The sequence below is a fragment of the Halomonas salinarum genome (assembly GCF_012062845.1).
In the GTDB taxonomy this organism is placed as follows: domain Bacteria; phylum Pseudomonadota; class Gammaproteobacteria; order Pseudomonadales; family Halomonadaceae; genus Onishia; species Onishia salinarum.
Genome location: NZ_WWNB01000016.1, coordinates 40720 through 64360 on the forward strand (window position 1 = coordinate 40720; position 23641 = coordinate 64360).

At 61.6% G+C, this 23641-nt stretch carries 20 protein-coding genes and 5 tRNA genes; 11 read left to right on the forward strand and 14 right to left on the reverse strand.

What is annotated here, in order from left to right:
• Window positions 1-78: 78 nt before the first annotated feature.
• From HF027_RS11785 to HF027_RS11795, 3 genes are all read right to left on the reverse strand, one after another.
• A complete protein-coding gene (locus tag HF027_RS11785; protein ID WP_168015922.1) occupies window positions 79-594 on the reverse strand; it encodes a hypothetical protein in 516 nt (171 codons plus the stop codon).
• 94 nt (window positions 595-688) lie between these two features.
• Window positions 689-2485 (reverse strand): sodium:solute symporter family protein, encoded by a 1797-nt coding sequence (locus HF027_RS11790; RefSeq protein WP_168015924.1) that lies wholly within the window; start codon window positions 2483-2485, stop codon window positions 689-691.
• A 4-nt stretch (window positions 2486-2489) separates the two neighbouring features.
• Window positions 2490-2750, reverse strand: a complete 261-nt coding sequence (locus tag HF027_RS11795) for a DUF4212 domain-containing protein (protein WP_136253629.1) — start codon at window positions 2748-2750, stop codon at window positions 2490-2492.
• Window positions 2751-3417: 667 nt separating this feature from the next.
• Between HF027_RS11795 and HF027_RS11800 the strand changes: the two genes are divergently transcribed.
• From HF027_RS11800 to ttcA, 3 genes are all read left to right on the forward strand, one after another.
• Entirely contained in the window at window positions 3418-5235 is a 1818-nt protein-coding gene (locus HF027_RS11800; RefSeq protein ID WP_168015926.1) for a putative nucleotidyltransferase substrate binding domain-containing protein, read from the forward strand.
• A 14-nt stretch (window positions 5236-5249) separates the two neighbouring features.
• Window positions 5250-5867 carry a 3'-5' exonuclease gene (locus HF027_RS11805; RefSeq protein ID WP_168015928.1) on the forward strand — a complete coding sequence of 206 codons (618 nt, stop codon included), beginning with the start codon at window positions 5250-5252 and terminating at the stop codon, window positions 5865-5867.
• A 172-nt stretch (window positions 5868-6039) separates the two neighbouring features.
• Complete coding sequence (gene ttcA / locus HF027_RS11810) at window positions 6040-6954, forward strand: tRNA 2-thiocytidine(32) synthetase TtcA (RefSeq protein WP_168015930.1); 915 nt, start codon at window positions 6040-6042, stop codon at window positions 6952-6954.
• Window positions 6955-7059: 105 nt separating this feature from the next.
• Here the strand turns inward: ttcA and fnr are convergent, their stop codons facing one another.
• The 11 genes from fnr to ccoN all read right to left on the reverse strand — a co-directional run bounded on the left by fnr (window position 7060) and on the right by ccoN (window position 18238).
• On the reverse strand, window positions 7060-7806 hold the full coding sequence (gene fnr / locus HF027_RS11815; RefSeq protein WP_168015932.1) for a fumarate/nitrate reduction transcriptional regulator Fnr: 747 nt from the start codon (window positions 7804-7806) through the stop codon (window positions 7060-7062).
• 164 nt (window positions 7807-7970) lie between these two features.
• Window positions 7971-9374: an oxygen-independent coproporphyrinogen III oxidase gene (gene hemN / locus HF027_RS11820; RefSeq protein ID WP_168015934.1), complete on the reverse strand. Its 1404-nt coding sequence runs from the start codon at window positions 9372-9374 to the stop codon at window positions 7971-7973.
• Between the two features lie 70 nt (window positions 9375-9444).
• Window positions 9445-10176 carry a sulfite exporter TauE/SafE family protein gene (locus HF027_RS11825; protein WP_168015936.1) on the reverse strand — a complete coding sequence of 244 codons (732 nt, stop codon included), beginning with the start codon at window positions 10174-10176 and terminating at the stop codon, window positions 9445-9447.
• Window positions 10173-10430 carry a cbb3-type cytochrome oxidase assembly protein CcoS gene (ccoS, locus tag HF027_RS11830; RefSeq protein ID WP_168015938.1) on the reverse strand — a complete coding sequence of 86 codons (258 nt, stop codon included), beginning with the start codon at window positions 10428-10430 and terminating at the stop codon, window positions 10173-10175. Before ccoS ends, HF027_RS11825 begins: the two co-directional genes overlap by 4 nt.
• The gene (locus HF027_RS11835; protein WP_168015940.1) at window positions 10427-12913 is read right to left on the reverse strand and encodes a heavy metal translocating P-type ATPase; all 2487 of its coding nucleotides are present in this window, start codon (window positions 12911-12913) and stop codon (window positions 10427-10429) included. Before HF027_RS11835 ends, ccoS begins: the two co-directional genes overlap by 4 nt.
• A gap of 47 nt (window positions 12914-12960) precedes the next feature.
• Window positions 12961-13482 (reverse strand): FixH family protein, encoded by a 522-nt coding sequence (locus HF027_RS11840; RefSeq protein WP_168015942.1) that lies wholly within the window; start codon window positions 13480-13482, stop codon window positions 12961-12963.
• Window positions 13479-14921, reverse strand: a complete 1443-nt coding sequence (gene ccoG, locus HF027_RS11845) for a cytochrome c oxidase accessory protein CcoG (protein ID WP_245184773.1) — start codon at window positions 14919-14921, stop codon at window positions 13479-13481. The genes HF027_RS11840 and ccoG overlap by 4 nt, the downstream gene beginning before the upstream one ends.
• A 126-nt stretch (window positions 14922-15047) precedes the next feature.
• Complete coding sequence (ccoP, locus tag HF027_RS11850) at window positions 15048-15971, reverse strand: cytochrome-c oxidase, cbb3-type subunit III (protein WP_168015944.1); 924 nt, start codon at window positions 15969-15971, stop codon at window positions 15048-15050.
• Entirely contained in the window at window positions 15968-16183 is a 216-nt protein-coding gene (locus HF027_RS11855; RefSeq protein WP_168015946.1) for a cbb3-type cytochrome oxidase subunit 3, read from the reverse strand. The genes ccoP and HF027_RS11855 overlap by 4 nt, the downstream gene beginning before the upstream one ends.
• Before the next feature lie 2 nt (window positions 16184-16185).
• On the reverse strand, window positions 16186-16794 hold the full coding sequence (gene ccoO, locus HF027_RS11860) for a cytochrome-c oxidase, cbb3-type subunit II (protein ID WP_168015948.1): 609 nt from the start codon (window positions 16792-16794) through the stop codon (window positions 16186-16188).
• A gap of 19 nt (window positions 16795-16813) precedes the next feature.
• Window positions 16814-18238: a cytochrome-c oxidase, cbb3-type subunit I gene (gene ccoN / locus HF027_RS11865; RefSeq protein ID WP_168015950.1), complete on the reverse strand. Its 1425-nt coding sequence runs from the start codon at window positions 18236-18238 to the stop codon at window positions 16814-16816.
• A gap of 170 nt (window positions 18239-18408) precedes the next feature.
• Here ccoN and HF027_RS11870 point away from each other — a divergent pair, with 170 nt between their 5' ends.
• From HF027_RS11870 to HF027_RS11905, 8 genes are all read left to right on the forward strand, one after another.
• Entirely contained in the window at window positions 18409-19227 is an 819-nt protein-coding gene (locus tag HF027_RS11870; RefSeq protein WP_245184774.1) for an alpha/beta family hydrolase, read from the forward strand.
• A 267-nt stretch (window positions 19228-19494) separates the two neighbouring features.
• Window positions 19495-19570 (forward strand) — tRNA-Val (locus tag HF027_RS11875).
• A 38-nt stretch (window positions 19571-19608) separates the two neighbouring features.
• A tRNA-Asp gene (locus tag HF027_RS11880) sits at window positions 19609-19685 on the forward strand.
• A 101-nt stretch (window positions 19686-19786) separates the two neighbouring features.
• A tRNA-Asp gene (locus HF027_RS11885) sits at window positions 19787-19863 on the forward strand.
• 36 nt (window positions 19864-19899) lie between these two features.
• A tRNA-Val gene (locus HF027_RS11890) sits at window positions 19900-19976 on the forward strand.
• A 3-nt stretch (window positions 19977-19979) separates the two neighbouring features.
• A tRNA-Asp gene (locus HF027_RS11895) sits at window positions 19980-20056 on the forward strand.
• A gap of 206 nt (window positions 20057-20262) precedes the next feature.
• Window positions 20263-22305 carry an oxidoreductase gene (locus HF027_RS11900; RefSeq protein ID WP_168015952.1) on the forward strand — a complete coding sequence of 681 codons (2043 nt, stop codon included), beginning with the start codon at window positions 20263-20265 and terminating at the stop codon, window positions 22303-22305.
• A gap of 152 nt (window positions 22306-22457) precedes the next feature.
• Window positions 22458-23507: a threonine aldolase family protein gene (locus HF027_RS11905; protein WP_168015954.1), complete on the forward strand. Its 1050-nt coding sequence runs from the start codon at window positions 22458-22460 to the stop codon at window positions 23505-23507.
• Window positions 23508-23641: the final 134 nt, after the last annotated feature.

The window sequence follows — 23641 nt, forward strand, 5'->3', positions numbered from 1 at the left end:
CAGGGGAGGTGGCAAGTCCATGGGCAAGTCCATGGAAAAGTCCATGACAAGTGGCTGTTTACGTCGATACCGTCGGCGTCAGGGGGTGTTGCATACCGCCTTGAACGTCGGATTGCCGGCATCCAGACGCTCGAGTTCGTCAAGTTGCGGCTCGCCGCTGGTCTTATCAAGCGGCAGCTGCTCGCGGGTGGTGCAGTTCATCAGGTAGGGGCGGGTGGTCACCCGGTCTATCGCCTGTTTTTCGAAGCGATAGCGGATGAACTCCACGAGTTGCTGGTCGTCCATCTGGCGGCTGATCAAGTTCTCCTGATCGATGACCTCAAAGGCCATGGTCATCGGGAACACATACGTCCATGGCCGCCAGAACATGTTGCCTTTTTCGCTGCTGACCACTTGAGCCGAGGCCGGCAACTGCTGCTGTTTGTGCTCGAACCAGGTGTATTCGGCATGAATCTGGTAGGCCAGCATGCCGAGCCCACCGAAGGCCGGAACGATCCAGCGTGGCAGCCGTTTGCCACTGAGCGTGCGCAGCAACAGGGCGATACCCGCTGCACCAAGGCCTGCAAAGACTGCCGCGATCAGGTGCCACATCATATTCGGGTTTCCTCAAAGCAATCGGGCTTCCTGCTGGAAGCCCGATTGGGTGATGCCGTGGCGCCGGTTGGCGCTGTCAGGCGTGCATTATGACTTAGTGATCCACCGCCATGCCAGCACCCTTCGGATAGCGAACGCTTTCCACCAGATCCTGGATTTCCTGCGGCGGCGCCTTGGTGACGCTTGAGACGCTGAAGGCGACGGCGAAGTTGATCATCGCACCCACGGCACCGAAGGACAGCGGTGAGATGCCCAGGATCCAGTTATCCGGGGTGTTGGCCAGGGTGTTGGTGCCCGGAATGAAGAACCAGCCGAGGTAGGTGAAGATGTACAGCAGGGTGGCAACCAGGCCCGAAAGCATGCCGGCGACGGCGCCCACGTTGTTCATCCGCTTGGAGAAGATACCCATCATCAGCACCGGGAACAGCGAGGCGCCGGCGATGCCGAAGGCCAGTGCCACCGTCTGGGCGGCGAAGCCCGGCGGATTGAGGCCCAGGTAGGTCGCCAGCAGGATGGCACCGGCCATCGAGATGCGTGCTGCCAGCATTTCACCCTTCTCGGTGATTCTTGGGTTGATCATGGTCTTGATCAGGTCGTGGCTGACCGCCGAGGAGATGGCGAGCAGCAGACCCGCTGCGGTAGACAGAGCGGCTGCGATACCACCCGCGGCGATCAGGCCGATGACCCAACTCGGCAGATTGGCGATTTCGGGGTTGGCGAGCACCAGGATATCGTTGTTGACGTCAAGTTCACTGCCTTCCCAGCCGCGCTGCTCGGCGGTATCAGCGAAGGCCTCGTTGCTGTCGTTATAGACCTGGATGCGGCCATCGTTGTTCTTGTCGGTGTAGGTGATCAGACCGGTTTCTTCCCAGGTCCTGACCCACTCGGGACGATCTTCGTAGAGGATCGGGCTGGTGGCAGCCTCATCATAGTTCTCGACCTGGCCTGCCATGTCCGGATAGACGGTGGTCATCAGGTTAAGGCGCGCCATGGAGCCCACGGCGGGGGCGGTCAGGTAGAGCAAAGCGATGAACACCAGTGCCCAGCCAGCGGACCAGCGAGCATCGGCGACCTTGGGGACGGTGAAGAAGCGAATGATGACATGAGGCAGACCAGCGGTACCGACCATCAGCGACATGGTGAACAGCACCATGTTCAGCTTGTTGTCGACGTCGGCGGTGTAGTCGCGAAAGCCCAGCGCATTGATCACGTCATCCAGTTTGGCAAGCAGCGGCACACCGGATTCGGTGTGGGTGCTGAAAAGCCCCAGTCCCGGGATGGGGTTGCCGGTCAGTTCAAGAGAGATGAACACGGCCGGGATGGTGTAGGCGATGATCAGCACGATGTACTGGGCGACCTGGGTGTAGGTGATGCCCTTCATGCCGCCGAAGACCGCATACAGGAAGACGATGAAGGCGGCAATCCAGATGCCCCAGGTGTTGCTGACTTCCAGGAAGCGCGAGAAGGCGACACCGGCACCGGTCATCTGGCCGATGACGTAGGTGATCGACGCCACGATCAGGCAGATGACCGCCACCAGGCGTGCGGTGTTGCTGTAGAAGCGGTCGCCGATGAAGTCTGGCACCGTGAACTTGCCGAACTTGCGCAGGTAAGGCGCCAGCAGCATTGCCAGAATGACGTAGCCGCCGGTCCAGCCCATCAGGAAGGTAGAGTTGGCGTAACCGCCGGAGGCCAGCAGGCCCGCCATGGAAATGAAGGAGGCCGCCGACATCCAGTCTGCGGCCGTTGCCATGCCGTTGGTGATCGGATGTACCCCGCCGCCGGCAACATAGAAGTCCTTGGTGGAACCCGCTCGGGCCCAGATCGCGATCCCGATATACAGGGCGAAGGAGGCGCCCACGAATAACAGGTTGATGGCAAATTGACTCATGCGGTTACTCCCCGAGGTCGAACTTTTTGTCGAGGCGATTCATCTTCCATGCATAGAAGAAGATGATGCCGATAAAGGTGAGGATCGAGCCTTGCTGAGCGAACCAGAAGCCCAGGTCGGTCCCGCCCACGGGGATGCCCGCCAACAGCGGACGCAGCAGGATGGCGCAGCCATAGGACACCAGTGCCCAGACGATCAGGCAGCCGGTGATCAGACGTACGTTGGCCGACCAGTAAGCAGCAGCATTGGATTTGTCATCTGCCATAGTCATGCTCTCCGGATATTCCAGAATTAAGTTATTGCACCGATTTCAAGCGCGATGTTTCAGCGGAATCATGAATGACACATCACCCGGTGACACCTTGCCAGCCTGAGCTGGATTCGTGTCGTTTGAGTGTTGCGTTGCCATCATGAACCTCATCATCGACTCTCGTTCCGTGCCTCTATTAGATGCTGGTTTGTTGTTTCGTTGTCTTCGATGGAATGCGGATTGAGGTCAATGCATTCGTCAGCACTGATACTGGTCAAAAACCCTGAAAAAATAATCCCAGACTTTGGTATCAAGCCTCACTGCTGTTGTGAAAGGTTTTTCTAAAGTTGTTCATATTCAATGCCTTATTGTGGGTTGTGGCTTTTTAAAGTCGGCTTTTACTGGCGAGGTTAGGACGATGGTATAGCACGGCTTTGATCCACATCATTAAAAGAGAAAAGGTTGTACGATGGTCTAGGTGTCGGTCCACTAGACGCTGTTGCTATGCTGCAAGACAGTCAAACGATGGTTGTCGGATGCATTCAGGTCGATTATCACTGTCGTCACCTGCAAAGACACCGACCGTTTTCTTGATGTGAATAATACGAAGGTCGCGCCATGCGGCCGATGTAGTGTGCAACCATCCGCGGCGACCTAGCCGCCGCAATACGAGGTCATCGCCATGGTCGATGTCGATCTCTCTCAACCCCCCTTCTCGCTTCTCGATGACGAGGGGCGTGATCTGGTGAGGCGAGGCGTGGATCTTGCCTACTACGATAGTGACGAGGTGTTACTCGACGCGGGTCAGCCCGGCGAATACGTCTATCTGATCCACAAGGGCGAGGTGGCCGAGCTTGATACCTCGGAGCCATCCGCGACGGCACGCATTGGCCACTACACGGCGGGAGATTTATTCGGCGCCATCAGTATCCTCAACGGCAAGAGCCGCTATCGTTTCAAGGCCGAGCAGGAGTGTCTTTGCTATCTGATGCCGCGCGACCTCTTCGAGCGGCTTTGCGAGCGCTATCCCGCCTTCTCCGAATTCTTTCGCCAGCGCCTGTCTGACAAGACGCGGCTGATGACCGAGCGGCGAGCCGAGGGCGGCGTGAGCATGGCCGGCTTCATGTTGGCACGCATTGCCGAGTGCATGCGTCCGCCACTGCTTGTCGAGGCCGATACCAGCATCGCCACGGCCGTTCGCACACTCAGTGACAGCCGTGCCGACAGCCTGCTGGTCTGTCAGGCGTCGCGGCTGGGCATGGTCACCAAGACCGATCTGCTCAATGCGCTGGTCATCGATGGTCGGGACCAGCAAGACCCGGTGACCGAGATCGCCCATTTTTCCCTGGTCAGTGCCAGGCCCGATCAGTATCTGTTCGAGGCATTGGTCAATATGACCCGCCACGAGGTCGCGCGGGTGGTGGTGCTCGAGGGCAGTCGGGCCGTGGGGGTCGTCGAACTCACTGACGTGCTCAGCTACTTTTCGAGCCGCAGCTACGTGGTCAGCCTGCAGGTCGAGCAGGCGGACAGTCTCGATGAGCTGGCGGCAGCAAGCGCACGCACCCCCGAGCTGGTCAAGGCGCTGATGATGCAGGGCGTCAAGCTGCGTTTTGCCATGGATCTACTGGCAGCACTGAATGGCCGCATCATGAATAAGGCCTGGGGCTTTAAGATCGATGCGTCGAAGCAGCACCAGAGCTGTCTGATGGTCATGGGCAGCGAAGGGCGTGGCGAGCAGATTCTCAAGACCGACCAGGATAACGGACTCATCCTTGCCGATGATGCCGACTGGCCCGACTGTAACGAAGAGATGAGCGAGTTCACGGAGACACTGGTAGCACTTGGCTATCCGCGCTGCCCGGGCAATATCATGGTCTCCAACCCGGAGTGGGTCGGGCGGGTCAAGGACTGGCGAAAACGTATTACTCGCTGGATCGACCGACGCGACGGCGAGAGCCTGATGAAACTGGCAATCATCCTTGATGCCCATGCGGTAGGTGGCAATACTGCCTTGCTAGACGAGGTGCGTGATGCGTTGTTCAAGGCCTGTGCCGGCAATGAGCTGCTGCTCACCTACTTTGCTCGGGCGGCGCTGCAGTTTTCCACCCCGCTGAGCCTGTTCGGTTCCCTGAAAAAGCTCCAGCACGGTATCGACATCAAGAAGGGCGGCATCTTTCCCATCGTGCATGGTGTGCGCACCATGGCTCTGGAACGTGGCATTCGCGCCACCTCGACCCTTGAGAGGCTGGACGCCCTGGTAGCCGATGGTCGGCTCGAAGCGAGCTTTGCCGAGGACCTGGGCGAAGCCCTATCCCTTTTCACTGAGCTGCGCCTGAAGCAGCAGCTTGAGCATCTGGATGGTATCAATGCCGAACGCGACCCGAATCGTGTGGTCGTGCAGCAGCTGTCGTCGCTTGAACGTGACCTGCTCCGCGAGGCGCTACATATCGTCAAGGACTTCAAGCAGCGCCTGACTCAGCGCTTTCATCTCGAATACTGATGGCAGGAGGCAGGATGTTAAAAGCGTGGCGTCGAGTGACCGACCGCCGTCGTCAGGCAGATGGCGACTACGGTTGGCTGTTCAATCCCTATACCGGCGACGAGATGGTGGCCATCGATTGCGAGACCACCGGCCTCGATACGCGTCGCGATGAGCTGGTGTCGATCGCGGCGGTCAAGCTGCGCGGTGATCGCGTGCTGACCAGCGAATCGTTGGATATTCACCTGTCACGCCCGGCACGCTTGACGGGCGACTCGATACGCATTCATGGCCTTAGGGGCATCGATCTGGAGGGCGGGGCAAGCGTCGAGGATGCTCTCACGCAGTTTCTGGATTTTGTGGGTAACCGGCCGCTGGTGGGCTGGTGTGTGGCCTTCGATATCGCCATGCTCAACCGTCAGCTGCGCCCCCGCTTCGGTTTCGACTTGCCCAACGCCACCGTCGATATCGCCCAGCGTTATGCGCGGACGCTGCGGCGCGCCACCCCGGAGCTGGAACCCAGCCTGCGTTTCGAATCCATGGCCGAGGCCCTGGGGGTCCCGGTCATGGGCCGTCACACTGCCCTTGGGGACGCCGTGACAACCGCCCTGATGTACGTGCGCCTGAACAAGGCCGGCCGCGTCACGGCGTGATATGGCCGGCGTGCTCGACGACTCCCTAGAAGTCGAGTCTTGTGGTCTGACGTTACAGCCCTCAAGTCAGCTGTAGAGAGGCCGTTAGGCTGGCTTCTTTTCACGCCTGGTCGCGGCCCCCGGGTGCCAGTGATAAGATGGCGGCTCATTTCCGTCCACTTTTGCTGCGATCATGACCGATACTGCCGTGACTACCTCCTCTTCCGTCTCCGATGCCTCTGCTTCCAATGTGGCAAGCGCTGCGGCAGCCGCCGACGACAAGCGCGCCTTCAACAAGTTGCAGAAGCGCCTGCGGCGTCAGGTCGGCAACGCCGTCATCGATTACGGCATGATCGAAGAAGGCGACAAGGTCATGGTCTGCCTGTCCGGCGGGAAAGACTCCTACACCATGTTGGAAATCCTGCGCAGCCTGCAGCGCAATGCGCCGGTGAATTTCTCGTTGGTGGCGGTCAATCTTGATCAGAAGCAGCCGGGCTTCCCCGAGCATGTGCTCCCGGAATACCTGGACAAGCTGGGCGTCGATTACCATATCCTCGAGCGTGACACCTATTCGGTGGTCAAGGAGAAGACCCCGGAGGGCAAGACCACCTGTGCGCTATGCTCGCGCCTTAGGCGTGGCTCGCTGTATGGCTTCGCCGAGGAGATCGGCGCGACCAAGGTGGCGCTTGGCCACCATCGCGAAGATATCCTCGAGACGCTGTTCTTGAACATGTTCTTCGGTGGCAGCCTCAAGTCGATGCCGCCCAAGCTGCTTTCAGACGACGCCAAAAACATCGTGATTCGTCCGCTGGCCTATTGCCGCGAGGCGGACATTGAAGAATTTTCCCAGCGCATGGAATTTCCGATCATTCCCTGCAACCTGTGTGGCTCTCAGCCCAACATGCAGCGCCAGGTGGTCAAGGAGATGCTGGCCGAGTGGGAAGTAAAATATCCCGGTCGACTGGAGAGCATGTTCAAGGCGGTAACCAATGTGGCGCCCTCGCAGCTTGCCGATCGTGACCTCTTCGACTTCAAGGGGCTGGAAGCCGAGCAGGCGAAGCGCCGCGAGAATCGCATCGATGCCTTCGACCTTGGCCGCGAGGCCTGACTGACGCCACGGCGACGCGCCTTGGGCCCATCGACATAAAAAACGCCAAGCTCACGGGCTTGGCGTTTTTTATGGTGCATCGTTGTGTGGGGCGTTCGGCGACGGCTAGTCGTTGATTGAGCAGCCGTCGTTGGTAAGCTCGCAGAGGGTATCAAGATCGAGGATGTTGACCTCGCGGCCAGACACGGCCACCAGATTCTGCTGCTGAAAGCGTCCCAGAATGCGGCTGACCGTTTCCACGGCGAGTCCCAGGTAATTGCCGATATCGGCGCGAGACATCGACAGCCGGAAGCTGTACGCCGAGTAGCCACGGCGGCGGAAGCGCGACGACAAGTTGACCAGAAAGCTTGCCAGCCGCTCATCGGCGGTCTTGCGGGAAAGCAGGCGTAGCATGCGCCGGTCATCGCGCAACTCCTTGCTGAGGCTGCGATAGATCTGGGCGCGCAGCTCCGGCAGGTGTTCGGATAGGCTATCCAGGCGATCGAAGGGGATCTCGCAGACAGTGGTCGTCTCAAGCGCCACGACCGTGCCGGGGTAGTATTCCTCGTCGATGCCGTCCAGTCCCACCAGTTCACTGGGCAGGTAAAAATTGGTTAGCTGCTCATCACCGCTGCCGGCACTGCTGAGCTGCTTGAGGCTACCGGAACGAACCGCAAAGACGCTTGAGAAGGGTGTTTCCTGGCGTACCAGAGTCTCGCCCTTCTTGAGCGGCGCGCGACGACGAATGATGGCATCGAAGCGCTCCATGTCCTCGACTTCAAGCGCCAGTGGCAGGCACAGCGAGCTGAGGCTACAGGTCTGGCAGCGCGTTTCAGTGAGGCGACCTCGTTGAGCGAGCGCATTCGAGGGCATGTCTTTCTCCTTGACGTCTTGCCTTCATAGTCTAGTCCATCGCATGCCACATTATGGAAGAGGTCGCCGGCGAGGCAAAGTGTCCTTTGGGCCGAGACCCCGAACATCGATGCGGCGAGCGACCTGGAAGGGAGGTGGATATGAGCGTTGTTAAGACATTGGGATCATAGAATGCGCGAATAGCGCTGCCCGCTCTGGCTGGGCAGTCGGGCATCGAAGGCCATTGCCAGATGGCGGATCAGCAGGCGCCCACGGGGTGTCACGCTAAGCTGGCTGCAGTGCTTCTCGATCAGGCCGTCCTCGATGCTGGGCGCCAGGCGGACCAGGGCATCGCCAAGCCAGGACTCGGCGTCGATGTCGAATTCGCGGCTCAGCACGGTGAGGTCGAGCGCCATGTCACACATCAACCGCTCGATGGCACGGCGGCGCAGGCGGTCGTCGAGGCTCAGCCGGACCCCTTTAAGGGTGGCCAGCCGGCCTGCATCCAGCGCGCTTTCGTAGTCGGCGAGCGCGGTGGGATTCTGTGCGTAGCAGTCATCCATGCGGCTGATGGCCGATACGCCCAGGCCCACCAGATCACTGTCACCATGCGTCGAGTAGCCCTGGAAATTACGGGTCATGGTGCCCTGGCGCTGGGCGCGGGCCAGGCTATCGTCGGGCAGCGCGAAATGATCCATGCCGATATGCACGTAGCCCGCATCTTCCAGCATTTCGATGCTTGCCTGCAGCATGGCCAACTTGGCGTCGGGGCCCGGCAGGTCGGCCTCGCTGATGCGCCGTTGCGGTGCGAAGCGGCTGGGCATATGCGCATAGTTGAACACCGAGAGCCGCGCCGGAGCCATCTCGATGACTTGCGCGAGGGTGGCAGCGAAGCTCGCTGGCGTCTGGTGCGGCAACCCATAGATCAGGTCGAGGTTCAGGGAGTGGAATCCCAGTCGGCGAGCTTCCTCGATCAGGCTCTCGGTCAGCACCCGTGGCTGGACGCGGTTAATGGCTTGTTGCACTTTCGGGTCGAGATCCTGCACGCCAAGGCTCAGGCGATTGAAGCCCAGTGCTTGAAGGTGGCGCAGGGTCAGCACGTCGGCCTCCCGGGGATCGATCTCGATGGCGTAGTCGCGTTCGGGGGAGCTGCTGAGCCCGAAGCGCGCATCCAGTCGATCGATCAGGTCACCCATCTGGGCAAGTGTCAGGAAGGTCGGTGTGCCGCCGCCCCAGTGCAGCTGGGTAACCTCGCGGGAGGTATCCAGATGACGGCTGGTCAGTATCATCTCGCGATCGAGTCGGCTCAGGTAGGGCTCGGCGAGCTGGGTGTTCTTGGTGGCGATCTTGTTGCAAGCGCAGTAGAAGCAGATGCGTCGGCAGAAAGGCACGTGCACGTAAAGCGACAACGGGCGGGCCGCGGCGTTGCTGCGCGCAAGCGCGGCTTCGAAATCGTCTGCACCAAAGCCCTCGTGAAACGCGGGCGCTGTCGGGTAAGAGGTGTAGCGCGGCCCGTTGACATCATAGCGCTTGAGCAGCGCCGGGTCCCAGGCATGAGAAGACGAGGGGGCGGACGCGGGGCTGGACATCACTGGTCACTCCACTGAATGAGACTGTTGTCAGTCTAGTGGCGGTGGGCCAATGGCCCCTTGCGCCAGGTCAAGTTCCGTGGAGATGGCCGCCTGTGGCGGCGTGTTCGGCACTTGGCAGCCAGGTACCGGCCAGTTGCCACAGCGCGAAGGCGATGATCAGCGTCGCGGCCAGGGTGCGCGTTGCCGGGTGGCGGATCAGGTTGCCGAGCGAGCGAGCGGCGAAGCCGGTGGCCAGCAGGGCGGGCAGGGTGCCCAGTCCGAAGGCTGCCATCAGGGCAGCACCCTCGAGAGGATCCGCAGTGGCCAGACTCCAGGCCAGCATCGAGTAGACCAGCCCACAGGGCAGCCAGCCCCAGATTGCCCCCAGGGCCACGGCCTGGGGCATTCTCACTACAGGCATCAGACGCCGGCCAATGGGTTCCAGATGGCGCCATAGGCGACGCCCCAGCGCTTCTACCCTGAGCAGTCCTTTCCACCAGTTGGCGATATACAGCGCCATCAGAATCAGCATCACGGCGGCCAGTGTCTCGAGTGCCAGGCGGACACCGCCGGCGAGGCCGCCGATCAGCGTGCCGAGCCCGGCCACCAGGGCGCCGGCGATCATGTAGCTTACGATACGGCCCAGGTTATAACCGAGCAACAGGCCCGTGAGCCGTGCAGGGTGGCGCATGCTGGGCGGCACGGCGAAGCTCAATGCACTCATGATACCGCCGCACATGCCGATGCAGTGGGCACCGCCGAGCAGGCCGAAGACGAAGGCCGCCGCCAGCGGCGGCAGATCAAGGTCGGTCGGGCTCATCGCGTCCCACCCTGTCGGTCGTTGCTTTCATCATCGTCGTGCTCGTCCGGGTTGTGCGGCGGCTCGGCGTTGTCCTGGGCGCGACGCTGGCGTGCCGCCGGCGAGAGATCGTTCTCGTCATCGTCGAAGAGGATGCGATGCGCCGGTCCCTCGAGATCATCGAACTGATCATTCTTGACGGCCCAGAAGAAGGCCCAGACCGCCAGTGACAGCAGGATCAGGGACAGCGGGATCAGCAGGTAGAGAATGCTCATACGGGCTCTATCTGAGGGTGAGCGGGTGGCGTGGCGTCGGCCAGCACACTTTTACGGGCGCGACCCAGGCGCAGGGCGTTGCCGACGACCACCAGCGAGCTTGCCGACATGCCGATGGCGGCAAGCCAGGGTGGTACCAGGCCGCAGGTGGCAAGCGGCAGCGCGGTCAGGTTGTAACAAAGTGCCCAGCCGAGATTCTGGCGAATGATGCGCCGCGTGTCGCGACTGACCTCGATCGCCTCGACAATGCGAGACAGGTGCGGGCTTAGCAATACGGCATCGGCGCGGGTACGGGCCAGGTCGGTGGCGCCGTTCATGGCGATTGATACCTCGGCGCCGGCCAGCACTGGTACATCGTTGATGCCGTCACCGACCATGACTACGGTCTCGCCGCGCGCCTGAAGGGCCTCGACATGGGCGAGTTTGCTCTCGGGGCTGGCGCCGGCCTGCCAGTCGTCGATCCCGAGCCGGTGGGCGAGGTCGGCAACGGCTGTCTCGTGGTCGCCTGAGAGCAGCTCGACCGTGAGCCCCAGGTGCTTGAGGGCCTGCACGGTGGCCAGTGCATCGTCGCGTACGGTGTCGTTCAGCGCGAACCAGGCCTTTGGCTTCCCATTGCAAGCCAGCAGGAGCCAGCGCCCGGACCCCGGCGGCGATGGCGTATCGGGGAAGGCCGCGAAGTCAGGCTTGCCCAGCCGCCAGCGTTCCCCTTCCAGGTGGCCCTCCAGCCCTTGTCCGGGACGATTGACCAGCGCGTCGGCACTGATGGTGGCATCTCGGTAGGGGACAAATGCACGGGCGATGGGGTGTTCTGAGTGTGCCTCCAGCGCCGCGGCGATGGCACGCGCCCGCTCGGGCGCGAGACTTTCCAGGGGCCGTGTGTCGTCCAGCGTCATGTGGCCGGTGGTCAGGGTGCCGGTCTTGTCGAAGACGACACGACCGGCCTGGGCGAGCCCCTCGAGGGCGTGGGAACGGGTAATCAGGAAGCCACGGCGGCTCAGCCGCCCATGGCCCGCCGTCAGCGCTGTGGGGGTGGCCAGTGCCAGCGCGCAGGGGCAGGTGACCACCAGCACGGATAGCGTCACCCATAGTACCCGGGAGGGGTCGATGAAGGTCCAGGCAATGGCGACCCCCAGGCTAACCACCAGCAGGCGCAGCACGAACAAGTGTGCCCAGCGGCTGGCAAGCTCGGCGATGCGTGGCCGCTTGGCGAAGGCGCGGTCGGTCAGGTCGATAATCGCCGCGGCGCGGGCGTCGTGCCCGGCATGGGTGACACGCACCACCAGTGGGCTGTCGACGTTGTGGCTACCGCCGGTGATGGTGTCGCCGGTGCGGCGAGTGACCGGCTGGGATTCGCCGGTCAGCATCGATTCATCCAGGCTCGAGGTGCCGTCCTCGATCACCCCGTCGGCGGGCACGCCGTGACCGGGGCGGACCAGCACCCGGTCGCCGGCCACCAGACGATTGGCGGGCAGGACGCGCTCGGCGCCGTCGGCCTCAAGGCGCACCGCCGAGGCGGGCAGTACCCCGCTCAGGGCGTTGCCACTGTGGCCGCTGCGGCGTCGGGCGCGCATCTCGATATAGCGCCCGAAGAGCAGGAAAAAGGTGAACATGGCGACCGAATCGAAGTAGACCTCGCCGTAACCGGCGATTACCGCATAGCCACTGGCCAGATAGGCGCCGCCGATCGCCAGCGAGACCGGCACGTCCATGCCCAGAGTGCGGGTTCGAAGGTCGCGCAGGGCGCCACGGAAGAAAGGCGCCGCCGAGAACAGCACCACCGGCGTTGCCAGCGCGAAGGACAGCCAGTGAAATAGCGCCAGGAAGTCCGTGGACAGCTCGCCCGGGTCGCTGACGTAAATCGGTACCGAAAACATCATGACCTGCATCATCGCCACCGCAGCCACGATCAGCCGGCGCACGCTCATGCGCTCTTCCTGCTTGAGGCGTTGCTGAGCCTGGTCGGGCTCGTAGGGTTGGGCCGGGTAGCCGATGGCGGCGAGCTCGGCGAGGAGCCTTGAGAGCGCGGTACGCTGTGGGTCCCAGCTGACGCTCAGGCGGTGGTGGGTCAGGTTCACGGCGCTGGCGGTGACGCCATCCAGTGCATTCAGGCGGTGCTCGATCAGCCAGGCGCAGGCCGCACAGGTGATGCCGTCGACGGCGAGCGTCGCGGTCAGGCTATCGCCATCGGCGTGAACGAACTCACTCTGCAGTGCCGGGTCGTCGAAGACCTGCCAGGTCTCGGCGCGGGCGGATAAGCTGCTGGAATCGTTCGCCGGTGGTTCGGGGAGCTCGGTGCGAAAGCGGTAGTAGCTCGAGAGCCCTCCCTCGACGATGGCATGGGCCACCGCCTCGCAACCCGGGCAGCACAGCGGGTGCGACTGACCATCCAGTACCAGCCGCCAGGGCGCACCGGCAGGCACTGGGTTACCACAGTGATAGCAGCCGGTGTCGACGCCCGCCGGTGACGTCGCCTCGACACTCATGGGGTCGCGGGCAATATTGGAATAACACGCGATGCGATCATGGCCATTTAGCCCTCGTCGGGCACCTGAGCCTTCATCTGGAAGGCATTATCGCTTGGGAAGGTGGCTTCACCTTGCAGGCGCCATTCTGGCGACTCAACATCGGGGGCCAGCTGCAGGTACCAGCGGTACTCGAGCTGTCTGGGCGCCTGGCCGACATAGTGCCCATCGCGGACATGCTCGAGGATCAACTGCTGATCACGATCATCGCGAGTGGGGAAGATCAGCGTCAGCAGGAGACGCTCAGGCCGGGCCTCTCCACTAAGGTCAACGTTCACATCCCCGGTGAGATCATCGACACGCACCGCGGCGGCCATGTCCATCTCGGTGGCGCGGCGATCCTGGGCGATGACCTGATTGATGGCGAGGCCTGACTTGTAATAGTTGTCCTCGACCATGCCATCGTAGCTGGTGATCGAGAGCACCAGGAAGGTGGTGCCGGCAATGACCGAAGAGGCCAGCACGCCAAGGATCATCCAGGGCCAGAATTCCTTGTACCAGGGCTGGGGCGATTGTGAAGTCAAGGTCATCTCCTGATCTGTCCGATGAAGCGGGTTTCGCGTGCCTGGCGGATATCCTCGTCGCTGGCTTCGAGGATGACCTGTAATTCGTGGCTGGGTCGGCTGATGACGTCGGCGTCGACGGCGGCCTGCAGAGTGACCAGGCGGCTTTCGCCCGCGCCGATGGTAACCGCTTCGTTGCCGATCAGTTCAATACCCGGCAAGCCCTGCATGCTGATGCGATAGGTATGCGCGCGATCATCCAGGTTGCGAATGGTCAGGGTATACGCATTACTGATCAGCCCGTCCTGAGTCATCTGGTAGAGCTGGTTACGGTCGCGCTCGATATCGAACTCGAGGGTAGGGCGGTCGTTCACCGCCCAGGCAAAGAGCCCGATCATCACGATCAGGGCGGCCAGGTAGCCGATCAGTCGTGGGCGCAGGATATGGGTCCTGCCGCCTTCCAGGGCATGCTCGGTGGTATAACGGATCAGGCCACGGGGATAGCCCATCTTGTCCATGACGCTGTCGCAGGCATCGATGCAGGCCGCGCAGCTGATGCACTCGTATTGCAGGCCATCACGAATATCGATGCCGGTGGGGCAGACCTGCACGCATAGGTCGCAGTCGATACAGTCGCCGTGACCGGCCGCTCGCGCCTCTTCATGGCTAAGGCGCTTCTTGCGTGGACCCCGCGGCTCGCCGCGGGCGGCATCGTAGGAGACGATCAGGGTATCCTGGTCGAACATCACCGACTGGAAGCGGGCATAGGGGCACATGTAGATGCACACCTGCTCACGCAGCCAGCCGGCGTTCAAGTAAGTGAAGATGGTGAAGAAGCCGATCCAGAACAGTGCCCAGCCGCCAACCTCAACGTGTGCCAGGTCGGCGACCAGCCCTTGAATAGGGGTAAAATAGCCGACGAAGGTGAGCCCGGTTGCCAGTGCGATGGCGAGCCACATCAGGTGCTTGGCACCCTTGCGCCAGGCCTTGTCGAGGCTCATGGGCTGCTGATCGAGCTTGATACGGCGGTTGCGGCGTCCCTCGGTGACTTTCTCGACCCAGATGTAGAGCCAGGTCCAGACGCTCTGTGGGCAGGTATAGCCGCACCATACACGGCCAGCGAAGACGGTGATGAAGAAGAGCCCGAAGGCGCAGATGATCAAGAGCCAGGAGAGTAGCATAAACTCCTGCGGGTAGAAGGTGCCTCCAAAGATATGGAACTGGCGGGCGGGCAGGTCGAAGAGAATCAGCGGTTGGCCGTTCCAGGAGAGCCAGGGCAGCCCGAAGAAAAGGCCCATCAGCACCCAGTTGGAGACGCGCCTCAGACGCTGGAAGACGCCTTTGATCTCGCGTACGTAGATATGACGGCGGCTGGCGTACATATCGGTCGACGTAGCGTTCGCGGGGTCGTGATGACCGACGCCAGCGTCTGTCGTTACATCTTGAGTGGGAATCCTGTCGGACATGGCATCACCGCATCGGCTCGGGGCTCTGGGAGACCCGGCGTATGCCGGGCTCATGGCCATTGTAGCGGTCGGGAACCTTAAGAAGGCCCGGTGCGACGGCGAGACGCACCTGGCGGTCGAGAGGGGTTAGTTCGAGAGGCTGTAGACGTAGGCAGCGACCAGGTGCACCTTGTCTTCACCGATGTAGGGCGCCTGAGCCGGCATGTGGCCGTTACGTCCGTTGCGTAAGGTCTGCAGGACGGCCTCGAGAAGCGGTTGGCCAGGTTGGCGGTAGAGCCAGATGTCATCGGTCAGGTCGGGGGCGCCGAGTGCCTGGTTGCCCTTGCCTTCTGGTCCATGGCAGGCGACACAGGAGGCGGCGAAGATCGGCTGACCCTTGGCGGCAGCCTCGGCGTCATGGTCGGCACCGGACAACGCCAGCACGTAATTGGCCACATTGTTGATGTTGGTCTCACCCAGCTGCTGCCAAGCAGGCATCAAGCCATTGCGCCCATTGGTCAGGGTGGTCTTGATGGCTTCTGGCGTACCGCCGTATAACCAGGCGTCGTCTGTCAGATTGGGGAAGCCGTAGCCCCCTTGGGCGTTGGAGCCGTGACAGACCGCGCAGTTATTGAGGTAGATGCGCTCGCCGACCTGCATCGCCTCGGCATCCTGGGCAAGCTCCGGTACCGGGATGTCATTGTACTTGGCAAAGATCGGCGCATAGCGCTCCTCGGCGCGAGCCACTTCCTTGTCCCACTGGTTTTCCTGGGTCCAGCCAAGCAGGCCGGCGTAGTTGCCAAGCCCCGGATACAGGGCAAGGTAGCCGAGCGAGAAGATGATCGTGCCGACGAACAACATAAACCACCAGCGCGGCAGCGGGTTGTCGTACTCTTCTATGCCATCGGCCTGGTGGCCAGTGGTGTCTACGTTGCCTTCGGCATCTGGGACCTTGTCGGTCTTGCGGTTGGCGAACAGGATCCACCAGCAGAAGGCAATGGTGCCCAGCGTGATGACGATGATCCAGCCACTCCAGAAGCCTGAAAGGGAATCGCCCCATAGGTTATTCATGTGTTCTTGTCTCCCCTGTCCTGTCGGGAATCCACCTCGTCGGGCGAGGTAAAGTCGTCACGCTGCGTGTCTTCCTGCTCGTCGGCGAAGGGCAGATGGGCCGCCTCGTCGAAGTCCCGGCGGCGACGCTTCGAATAGGCCCATACCACGATGCCGATAAAGGCGATCAGGATCAGCAAGGTGGTGATGCCGCGAAAGGTGCCCATATCCATGATTAACGCGCACCCTTGAGTACGGTTCCAAGCTGCTGCAGGTAGGCCACCAGCGCGGTGATTTCTTGCTCGCCGCGCACTTCGCTACCGGCGCCTTCAATCTGCTCGTCGGTGTAGGGGACGCCCATGCTCTGCAGTGCCCGCATCTTGGTTTCGGTACTTTCACCATCGAGTGTGTTGTCGAACAGCCAGGGATACGCAGGCATCTTGGACTCCGGCACGACATCGCGCGGGTCATAAAGGTGTGCCCGGTGCCAGTCGTCTGAATACCGACCACCGACCCTTGCCAGGTCAGGTCCGGTGCGCTTGGACCCCCACAGGAAAGGATGGTTGTAGACGAACTCGCCGGCCACGCTGTAGTGACCGTAGCGCTCGGTCTCGGCGCGGAAGGGCCGGATCATCTGCGAGTGGCAGCCAACGCAGCCTTCGCGGATATAGATATCGCGGCCCTCGAGCTCCAGCGGCGTCAGCGGCTCGAGGCCCGCCACCGGCTGGGTGGTTTCCTTCTGGAAGAACAGCGGTACGATTTCCGCCAGGCCACCGAAACTGATCACCACCAGAATCAGCACGGCAAGCAGACCCACGTTCTTTTCGACTATCTCGTGTCTCATCGGTGCAGGTTCCCTGTGTTCAGGCGGTCTGAGGAAGCGGCTGGGACTCGGTGTTGCTGCGCTTGACCGTCATGTAGACGTTCATTGCCATGAGCAGCATGCCGACGACCCAGAACAGGCCGCCGATCCAGCGCACTACATAGCCTGGGTGGCTGGCCTCGAGGGCTTCAACGAAGGTGTACATCAGCGTGCCGTCGGCGTTGACCGCTCGCCACATCAGGCCCTGCAGGATGCCGTTGACCCACATGGCGGCGATATAGAGCACGGTGCCAATGGTCGAGAGCCAGAAGTGCACGGCAATCAGCTGGGTAGAGTGCATCTGCGTTTCGCCGTACAGCCGCGGAATCAGGTGATACATGGAACCGATGGTGATCATGGCCACCCAGCCCAAGGCGCCAGCGTGCACGTGACCGATCGTCCAGTCAGTGTAGTGGGACAGGGCGTTGACGGTCTTGATGGCCATCATCGGTCCTTCGAAGGTGGACATGCCGTAGAACGACAGCGCCACCACCAGGAACCGCAGGGTGGGGTCCGTGCGCAATTTATGCCAGGCGCCGGAAAGGGTCATCATGCCGTTGATCATGCCGCCCCAGGAGGGGGCCAGCAGGATGATCGACATGATCATGCCCAGCGACTGTGCCCAGTCGGGCAGAGCGGTGTAGTGCAGGTGGTGAGCACCCGCCCACATGTAGGTGGTGATCAGCGCCCAGAAGTGAACGATCGACAGGCGATAGGAGTAGATCGGGCGCTCAGCCTGCTTGGGCACGAAGTAGTACATCATGCCAAGGAAGCCTGCCGTCAGGAAAAAGCCCACCGCGTTGTGGCCCCACCACCACTGGACCATGGCGTCTACCGCCCCGGGATAGATCGAGTAGGACTTGAAGGCCCCGACGGGGATGGCCGCGTTGTTGACGACGTGCAGGACAGCCACGGTCAGGATGAAAGCGGCATAGAACCAGTTCGCCACGTAGATATGCGAGGTCTTGCGCTGCTTGATGGTCCCCAGGAAGACGATGGCATAGCTGATCCAGACGACCGCGATCAGGATGTTGATCGGCCACTCGAGCTCGGCATACTCCTTGGAGGTGGTGTAGCCCAGCGGCAGCGTGATGACAGCCGATACGATCACTGCCTGCCAGCCCCAGAACGTAAAGGCGGCGAGCTTGTCGCAGAAGAGGCGAACCTGACAGGTGCGCTGCACCACGTAGTACGAGGTAGCCATCAGGGCTGAGCCGCCAAAGGCGAAGATGACGGCGTTGGTATGCAAGGGGCGCAGACGGCCGAAGCTCGTCCAGGGCAATCCAAGGTTGAGTTCTGGCCAGACCAGTTGAGCAGCAATGATCACACCAAGGCTCATGCCTATGATGCCCCATACCACCGTCATGATCGCGAACTGCCGAACCACCTTGTAGTTGTAGGTCGGATGCTCAAATGCTGTGTTCATGTCAGGTTCCCATCGAACGCGGTGTTGGGGGAGACGTCCAAGCGGCAGTTTGCCCGAGATATGCCTCCACCATAATGATGCAGATCAAGAGTCTGAGTGCGATTCTAGCCCAGCACTCATGCTCACTGCATCACAAGATCATGCGGTTTTAGTTATCAATAGGAGGGTAAGTGGCATATCCCATTGATGCCAGCGAGTCGCTACAAACGCTATCTGATATCGCCCGCCTACTCGCCCAGGGACAAACGGGTCGCTGGTGGGTCGAGGGCAGAGGAACGCTCGAGGTCAGCGGTCAGGCCCGCCATGGGCGATTGTTATTGGCGCATGGCGCGGGCGCCGGTCAGGACTCGGCGTTTCTTGTCTCGCTTCGTCAGTCGCTGGTTGAGGCAGGGGTGCAGGTGATGGCGATCGAGTTTGGCTATATGCAGCAGATGCGCCGCGAAGGGCGTCGGCGACCACCGCCCAAGGTCGAGCGCCTGGTGGAAGAAATGGCCGATTGGTGCGACATCGTGTCACAGGCGGGGCTGCCCGCGCCCTGGCTTGGTGGCAAGTCGATGGGTGGGCGCGTGGCGAGCCTGTTGGCTGCCGAGCGAGGCGATAACACCTTGAGCAAACAGCCAGACCAGTCGCATCAGAGTAGCCGGCGTGTCGCGGGGCTGGCGCTGTGTGGTTATCCCTTTCACCCGCCGGGAAAGCCTGAGCGCACCCGGCTGGGCCATTGGCCTGCACTCGACTGTCCGACGCTGGTATTACAGGGCACTCGTGACCCCTTTGGTCGCCGTGAGGAAGTGGAAGGATATGTGCTACCTGCTTGCGCCGACGTGCACTTCCTTGAGTCGGGAGATCACGACTGGCTGCCAACCCGGCGCAGTGGGTTGCGCCAGGAAGATTTGATACGCGAGGCGGCTGATAAAATTGCCGCACATATGGCCTATTGTCAGTCGACGCCATCGGTGACGCCGTCGAGTGGTGAAGATCAGGAACGCTGAGACTTGGATAAGCCTATGCCTCGATAAGGCGGGAGAGGAGACTGGGAAAGTTCTGTAGATAGTTTTGAATAGCCTGCAGGAGGTGTGGCCAGGCCTTGGGAAACGCCACTAACCGCGCATGGCGTGGCTTGCGGCTTCTTTGGATTCTTCGAAGGCGCCAAGTTGATGAAAGCCCTGTAAAATTAGCGCTGGCCTCAGATGAATTAATTACGCGCCGGGCGTTGACTTTGATCCAATGGCCTGTAGAATGCAGCGCCACGTCCCCAAGGGTGGTTAGCTCAGTTGGAAGAGCACCAGCCTTACAAGCTGGGGGTCACTGGTTCGAGCCCAGTACCACCCACCATCTCGCCGAGATGCCCTGGAGACGTAAAAGGAAAAAGTGGACTGGTAGTTCAGTTGGTTAGAATGCCGGCCTGTCACGCCGGAGGTCGCGGGTTCGAGTCCCGTCCAGTCCGCCACTTTTTCTTGTATCAATGAGCAGTACCCATGCAAGTGCAGTAGCAAGGCAAGTGTTGTTTCGATGACCTGAGCAGATCGCATTAGCGAAATTGCTTAATATGGACTGGTAGTTCAGTTGGTTAGAATGCCGGCCTGTCACGCCGGAGGTCGCGGGTTCGAGTCCCGTCCAGTCCGCCATCGGTCATTCAAGCACATCAAGCCTGTCGAATACGTGGGTGATTAGCTCAGTTGGTTAGAGCACCAGCTTCACATGCTGGGGGTCACTGGTTCGAGTCCAGTATCACCCACCACGCGGACCGGTAGTTCAGTTGGTTAGAATGCCGGCCTGTCACGCCGGAGGTCGCGGGTTCGAGTCCCGTCCGGTCCGCCATTTCGATACCCGATATTAACCCCGAGCCTAGTCGCTTGGGGGTTTGTCGTTTTAGCCCTACCTTTTTCAGACCTTGCGTCGAAACCTCCCCCGCACCACTCTCAAGCCCTGATTGGCAGACGCTCGACCTTGGCCGTCTTGCGACCTTGGCTCGACTGTCATACGGTTGTTTGAATTCCAGCCGTACCCCTGTGCGAGGACTCGCCGTGACGACCTACCCGCATCTTTTCCAGCCGCTCAAGCTGGGCGCCATCACCCTGCCCAACCGTGTACTGATGGGCTCGATGCATACCAACCTCGAGGAAGCTCCAGAGGGCTTTGCCCGGCTGGCCGCCTTCTATGCCGAGCGTGCCCGAGCCGGTGTCGGGCTGATCGTCACCGGTGGCATCGCCCCTAACCCCGAAGGCGCGGTGTTTCAGGGCGCTGCCAAGTTGACCGAGGCGCATGAAGCCCTCCATCACCGTCCTGTGACCGAGGCGGTGCACAAGGAGGGTGGGCGTATCTGTCTGCAGATCCTGCATGCGGGACGCTACGCCTATTCGCCCGAGCTGGTGGCGCCTTCGGCGATTCGCGCGCCGATCAATGGCTTCAGCCCCAGGGCGCTCGAGCGTGATGAGGTCGAGCAGCAGATCGACGATTATGTGCGTTGTGCGCGCCTGGCGGCTGATGCGGGCTATGATGGAGTCGAGGTGATGGGGTCCGAGGGCTACCTGATCAACCAGTTCCTGTGTCGGCGCACCAATCAGCGCACGGATGACTGGGGCGGCGATTTCGATGCTCGCATGCGCTTTGCGGTGGAGATCGTAAAGCGCATCCGCGCTGCACTGGGCGCGGACTTCCTGATCATCTTTCGGCTCTCGATGCTCGATCTCGTCGAGGAGGGCAGTAGCTGGCAGGAAGTGGTCAAGCTGGGGCATGCACTCGAAGCCGCCGGCGTGGATCTCATCAATACCGGTATCGGCTGGCACGAGGCACGGGTGCCGACCATCGTCACCAGCGTGCCCAGGGCCGCCTTCACCGAGGTGACGCGGCGCATGAAAGCCGAACTGTCGGTGCCCTTGATCACCACCAATCGCATCAACATGCCGGAAGTCGCCGAGCGAGTGCTGGCTGAGGGGCATGCCGACCTGGTGTCCATGGCGAGGCCTTTCCTTGCGGACCCAGACTGGGTAGCCAAGGCGCAGGGCGGGCGCAGCGACGAGATCAACACCTGCATCGCCTGTAATCAGGCCTGTCTCGATCACACCTTCCAGGGCAAGTTGACCTCCTGTCTGGTCAATCCGCGAGCCTGCCACGAGACTGAGTTATCGATCACGCCGGCCGACACACCGCAGGATATCGCCGTGGTCGGCGCCGGCCCGGCGGGGCTGGCGGCGGCGGTTACTGCCGCCGGCCGGGGGCATCGAGTGGTGCTCTTCGAGAGTGCCGGTGAGATAGGTGGGCAGTTCAATCACGCACGGCGAATTCCCGGCAAGGAGGAGTTCGATGAGACGTTGCGTTACTTCAGGGTGATGCTCGACAAATACGGCGTCGAGGTACGCCTCAATACGCAGGCGAGCCTAGAAACGCTTGCCGGGTTCTCGGCCGTGGTGCTGGCCAGCGGTGTGCGACCGCGCCACCTCGATTTGCCCGGTAGCGAGCATCCCAGTGTGCTGAGCTATCCCGAGGCGATCCAGCACCCCGAGCGGGTCGGGCCGCGGGTGGCGATCATCGGTGCCGGTGGCATCGGTTTCGATGTTGCGGAGCTGCTGACTCATCCTCTGGAGAGTGATGCCTCGCAGGATGATGCGTCGGGCCAGGGACAGGCATTGGACGCCTGGTGTCGCGAGTGGGGTGTGGATCTAAAGGCGCGTGATGGGGCTGGGCTCGCCGCCCCTGAGCGCCCGCAGGCGGCCCGGCATGTCACGCTTCTGCAGCGCAAGACCAGCAAGCCCGGCAAGGGGCTGGGGACCACATCTGGCTGGGTGCATCGTGCCTCGCTGCGCCACCGTGGTGTCGAGACCCTGGCCGGCTGTGAGTACCTGGCCATCGACGATAATGGACTGCATCTGAAGGTGGCAGATGAGCCTCGCCTGCTCGAGGTCGACAGCATCGTGGTCTGCGCCGGCCAGGAGCCGGTGCGTGAGCTTTTCGGGCCGCTTGAGGCCGCCGGCGTTGCCGTGTACCTGATTGGTGGTGCTGACAAGGCGGCGGAGCTTGATGCCAAACGGGCCATTGATCAGGGAACCCGGCTGGCAGCACGTCTCTAGCGCCCCATGAGCTGCGTGTAATGCTCGGCAGGTTCGGTCTCTCTGGCGGTGATAGACTGGTGCCGGCGTGCCATCCACGCCGACTGCCAGGGCATGGCGATGCATCCCTTCGCAATGCGCCTTCGTGAACACTGTGTGTAAGGACACCTCAGATGGAATCCGACTGCACTCCGCGCTATCTGGCCAGTGACAATACCTCCGGGATCTGTCCAGAGGCCATGGAATACCTGCTCGAAGCCAATCGAAGCGATGATCTCGCTTATGGCAACGACAGCTGGACCGAGCGGGCGGCCGATAGCTTCCGTGAACTCTTCGATTACGACTGTGACGCCTTCTTCGTTTTCAATGGAACCGCCGCCAATTCGTTGACGCTGGCGGCCATGGGGCGCAGCTACCACAGCGTGATCTGTCATGAACTCGCCCATATCGAGACCGATGAATGCGGCGGACCGGAATTCTTCTCCAACGGTGCCAAGTTGCTGACGTCGCCGGGCGAGAATGGCAAGTTGACGCCCGAGGGCATCGAGGCGCTGGTCACCAAGCGCAGCGATATCCACTACCCCAAACCCCGGGTGATCTCGCTGACTCAGGCCACCGAGGTGGGCACCCTCTACAGCCTCGATGAGCTGCGGGCGATTCGTGCCATGGCCGACAAGCATGACCTGCGCCTGCATATGGATGGCGCGCGTTTCGCCAATGCCTGTGCGGCGCTCAATGTATCGCCCGCCGAGTTGACCTGGCAGGTGGGGATCGATGCGCTGTGCTTCTCGGGAACCAAGAACGGCATGGCGATGGGCGAGGCGATCCTGTTCTTCAACCGGGAACTGTCCGAGGACTTTGCCTACCGTTGCAAGCAGGCTGGCCAGTTGGCCTCCAAGATGCGCTTTATTGCGGCACCCTGGCTCGGACTTCTGGAAAGTGGCGCCTGGCGTACCAATGCGGAACACGCGAACGCCATGGCCCGCTATCTGGCCGATGGCCTGTTAGGGCTGCCCGGGGTCCACGCCATGTTCCCGACTCAGGCCAACAGCGTCTTCGTCAGCTTGCCGCCGGCCGCCATCGCTCACCTCAAGGCGAGTGGCTGGACCTTCTACACCTTTATCGGAGCTGGCGGTGCGCGTTTCGTGTGCTCCTGGAATACCAGCACCCAGTTGCTCGATGTGCTGCTCGGCGATATCCGTGAGGCGCTGAGCCACGTCTGAGCCGCATGTCCTACCCGCCTGGTCATCTCTGTGTCGGCCGCCATGGCTCGGCGGCCGATGTTTTTCGTCTAGCGTTCAAAATCTCATCGATTTTCAACGAACCTTGGTCCCGCTTCTGCGCTCTTATGAGTCAG

What these genes read in the sequence shown, in the direction of transcription:
- HF027_RS11785 (WP_168015922.1), bottom strand. Translation starts at nt 594, where the DNA reads ATGATGTGGCACCTGATCGCGGCAGTCTTTGCAGGCCTTGGTGCAGCG.
- HF027_RS11790 (WP_168015924.1), bottom strand. Translation starts at nt 2,485, where the DNA reads ATGAGTCAATTTGCCATCAACCTGTTATTCGTGGGCGCCTCCTTCGCC.
- HF027_RS11795 (WP_136253629.1), bottom strand. Translation starts at nt 2,750, where the DNA reads ATGGCAGATGACAAATCCAATGCTGCTGCTTACTGGTCGGCCAACGTA.
- HF027_RS11800 (WP_168015926.1), top strand. Translation starts at nt 3,418, where the DNA reads ATGGTCGATGTCGATCTCTCTCAACCCCCCTTCTCGCTTCTCGATGAC.
- HF027_RS11805 (WP_168015928.1), top strand. Translation starts at nt 5,250, where the DNA reads ATGTTAAAAGCGTGGCGTCGAGTGACCGACCGCCGTCGTCAGGCAGAT.
- ttcA (WP_168015930.1), top strand. Translation starts at nt 6,040, where the DNA reads ATGACCGATACTGCCGTGACTACCTCCTCTTCCGTCTCCGATGCCTCT.
- fnr (WP_168015932.1), bottom strand. Translation starts at nt 7,806, where the DNA reads ATGCCCTCGAATGCGCTCGCTCAACGAGGTCGCCTCACTGAAACGCGC.
- hemN (WP_168015934.1), bottom strand. Translation starts at nt 9,374, where the DNA reads ATGTCCAGCCCCGCGTCCGCCCCCTCGTCTTCTCATGCCTGGGACCCG.
- HF027_RS11825 (WP_168015936.1), bottom strand. Translation starts at nt 10,176, where the DNA reads ATGAGCCCGACCGACCTTGATCTGCCGCCGCTGGCGGCGGCCTTCGTC.
- ccoS (WP_168015938.1), bottom strand. Translation starts at nt 10,430, where the DNA reads ATGAGCATTCTCTACCTGCTGATCCCGCTGTCCCTGATCCTGCTGTCA.
- HF027_RS11835 (WP_168015940.1), bottom strand. Translation starts at nt 12,913, where the DNA reads ATGAGTGTCGAGGCGACGTCACCGGCGGGCGTCGACACCGGCTGCTAT.
- HF027_RS11840 (WP_168015942.1), bottom strand. Translation starts at nt 13,482, where the DNA reads ATGACCTTGACTTCACAATCGCCCCAGCCCTGGTACAAGGAATTCTGG.
- ccoG (WP_245184773.1), bottom strand. Translation starts at nt 14,921, where the DNA reads ATGTCCGACAGGATTCCCACTCAAGATGTAACGACAGACGCTGGCGTC.
- ccoP (WP_168015944.1), bottom strand. Translation starts at nt 15,971, where the DNA reads ATGAATAACCTATGGGGCGATTCCCTTTCAGGCTTCTGGAGTGGCTGG.
- HF027_RS11855 (WP_168015946.1), bottom strand. Translation starts at nt 16,183, where the DNA reads ATGGATATGGGCACCTTTCGCGGCATCACCACCTTGCTGATCCTGATC.
- ccoO (WP_168015948.1), bottom strand. Translation starts at nt 16,794, where the DNA reads ATGAGACACGAGATAGTCGAAAAGAACGTGGGTCTGCTTGCCGTGCTG.
- ccoN (WP_168015950.1), bottom strand. Translation starts at nt 18,238, where the DNA reads ATGAACACAGCATTTGAGCATCCGACCTACAACTACAAGGTGGTTCGG.
- HF027_RS11905 (WP_168015954.1), top strand. Translation starts at nt 22,458, where the DNA reads ATGGAATCCGACTGCACTCCGCGCTATCTGGCCAGTGACAATACCTCC.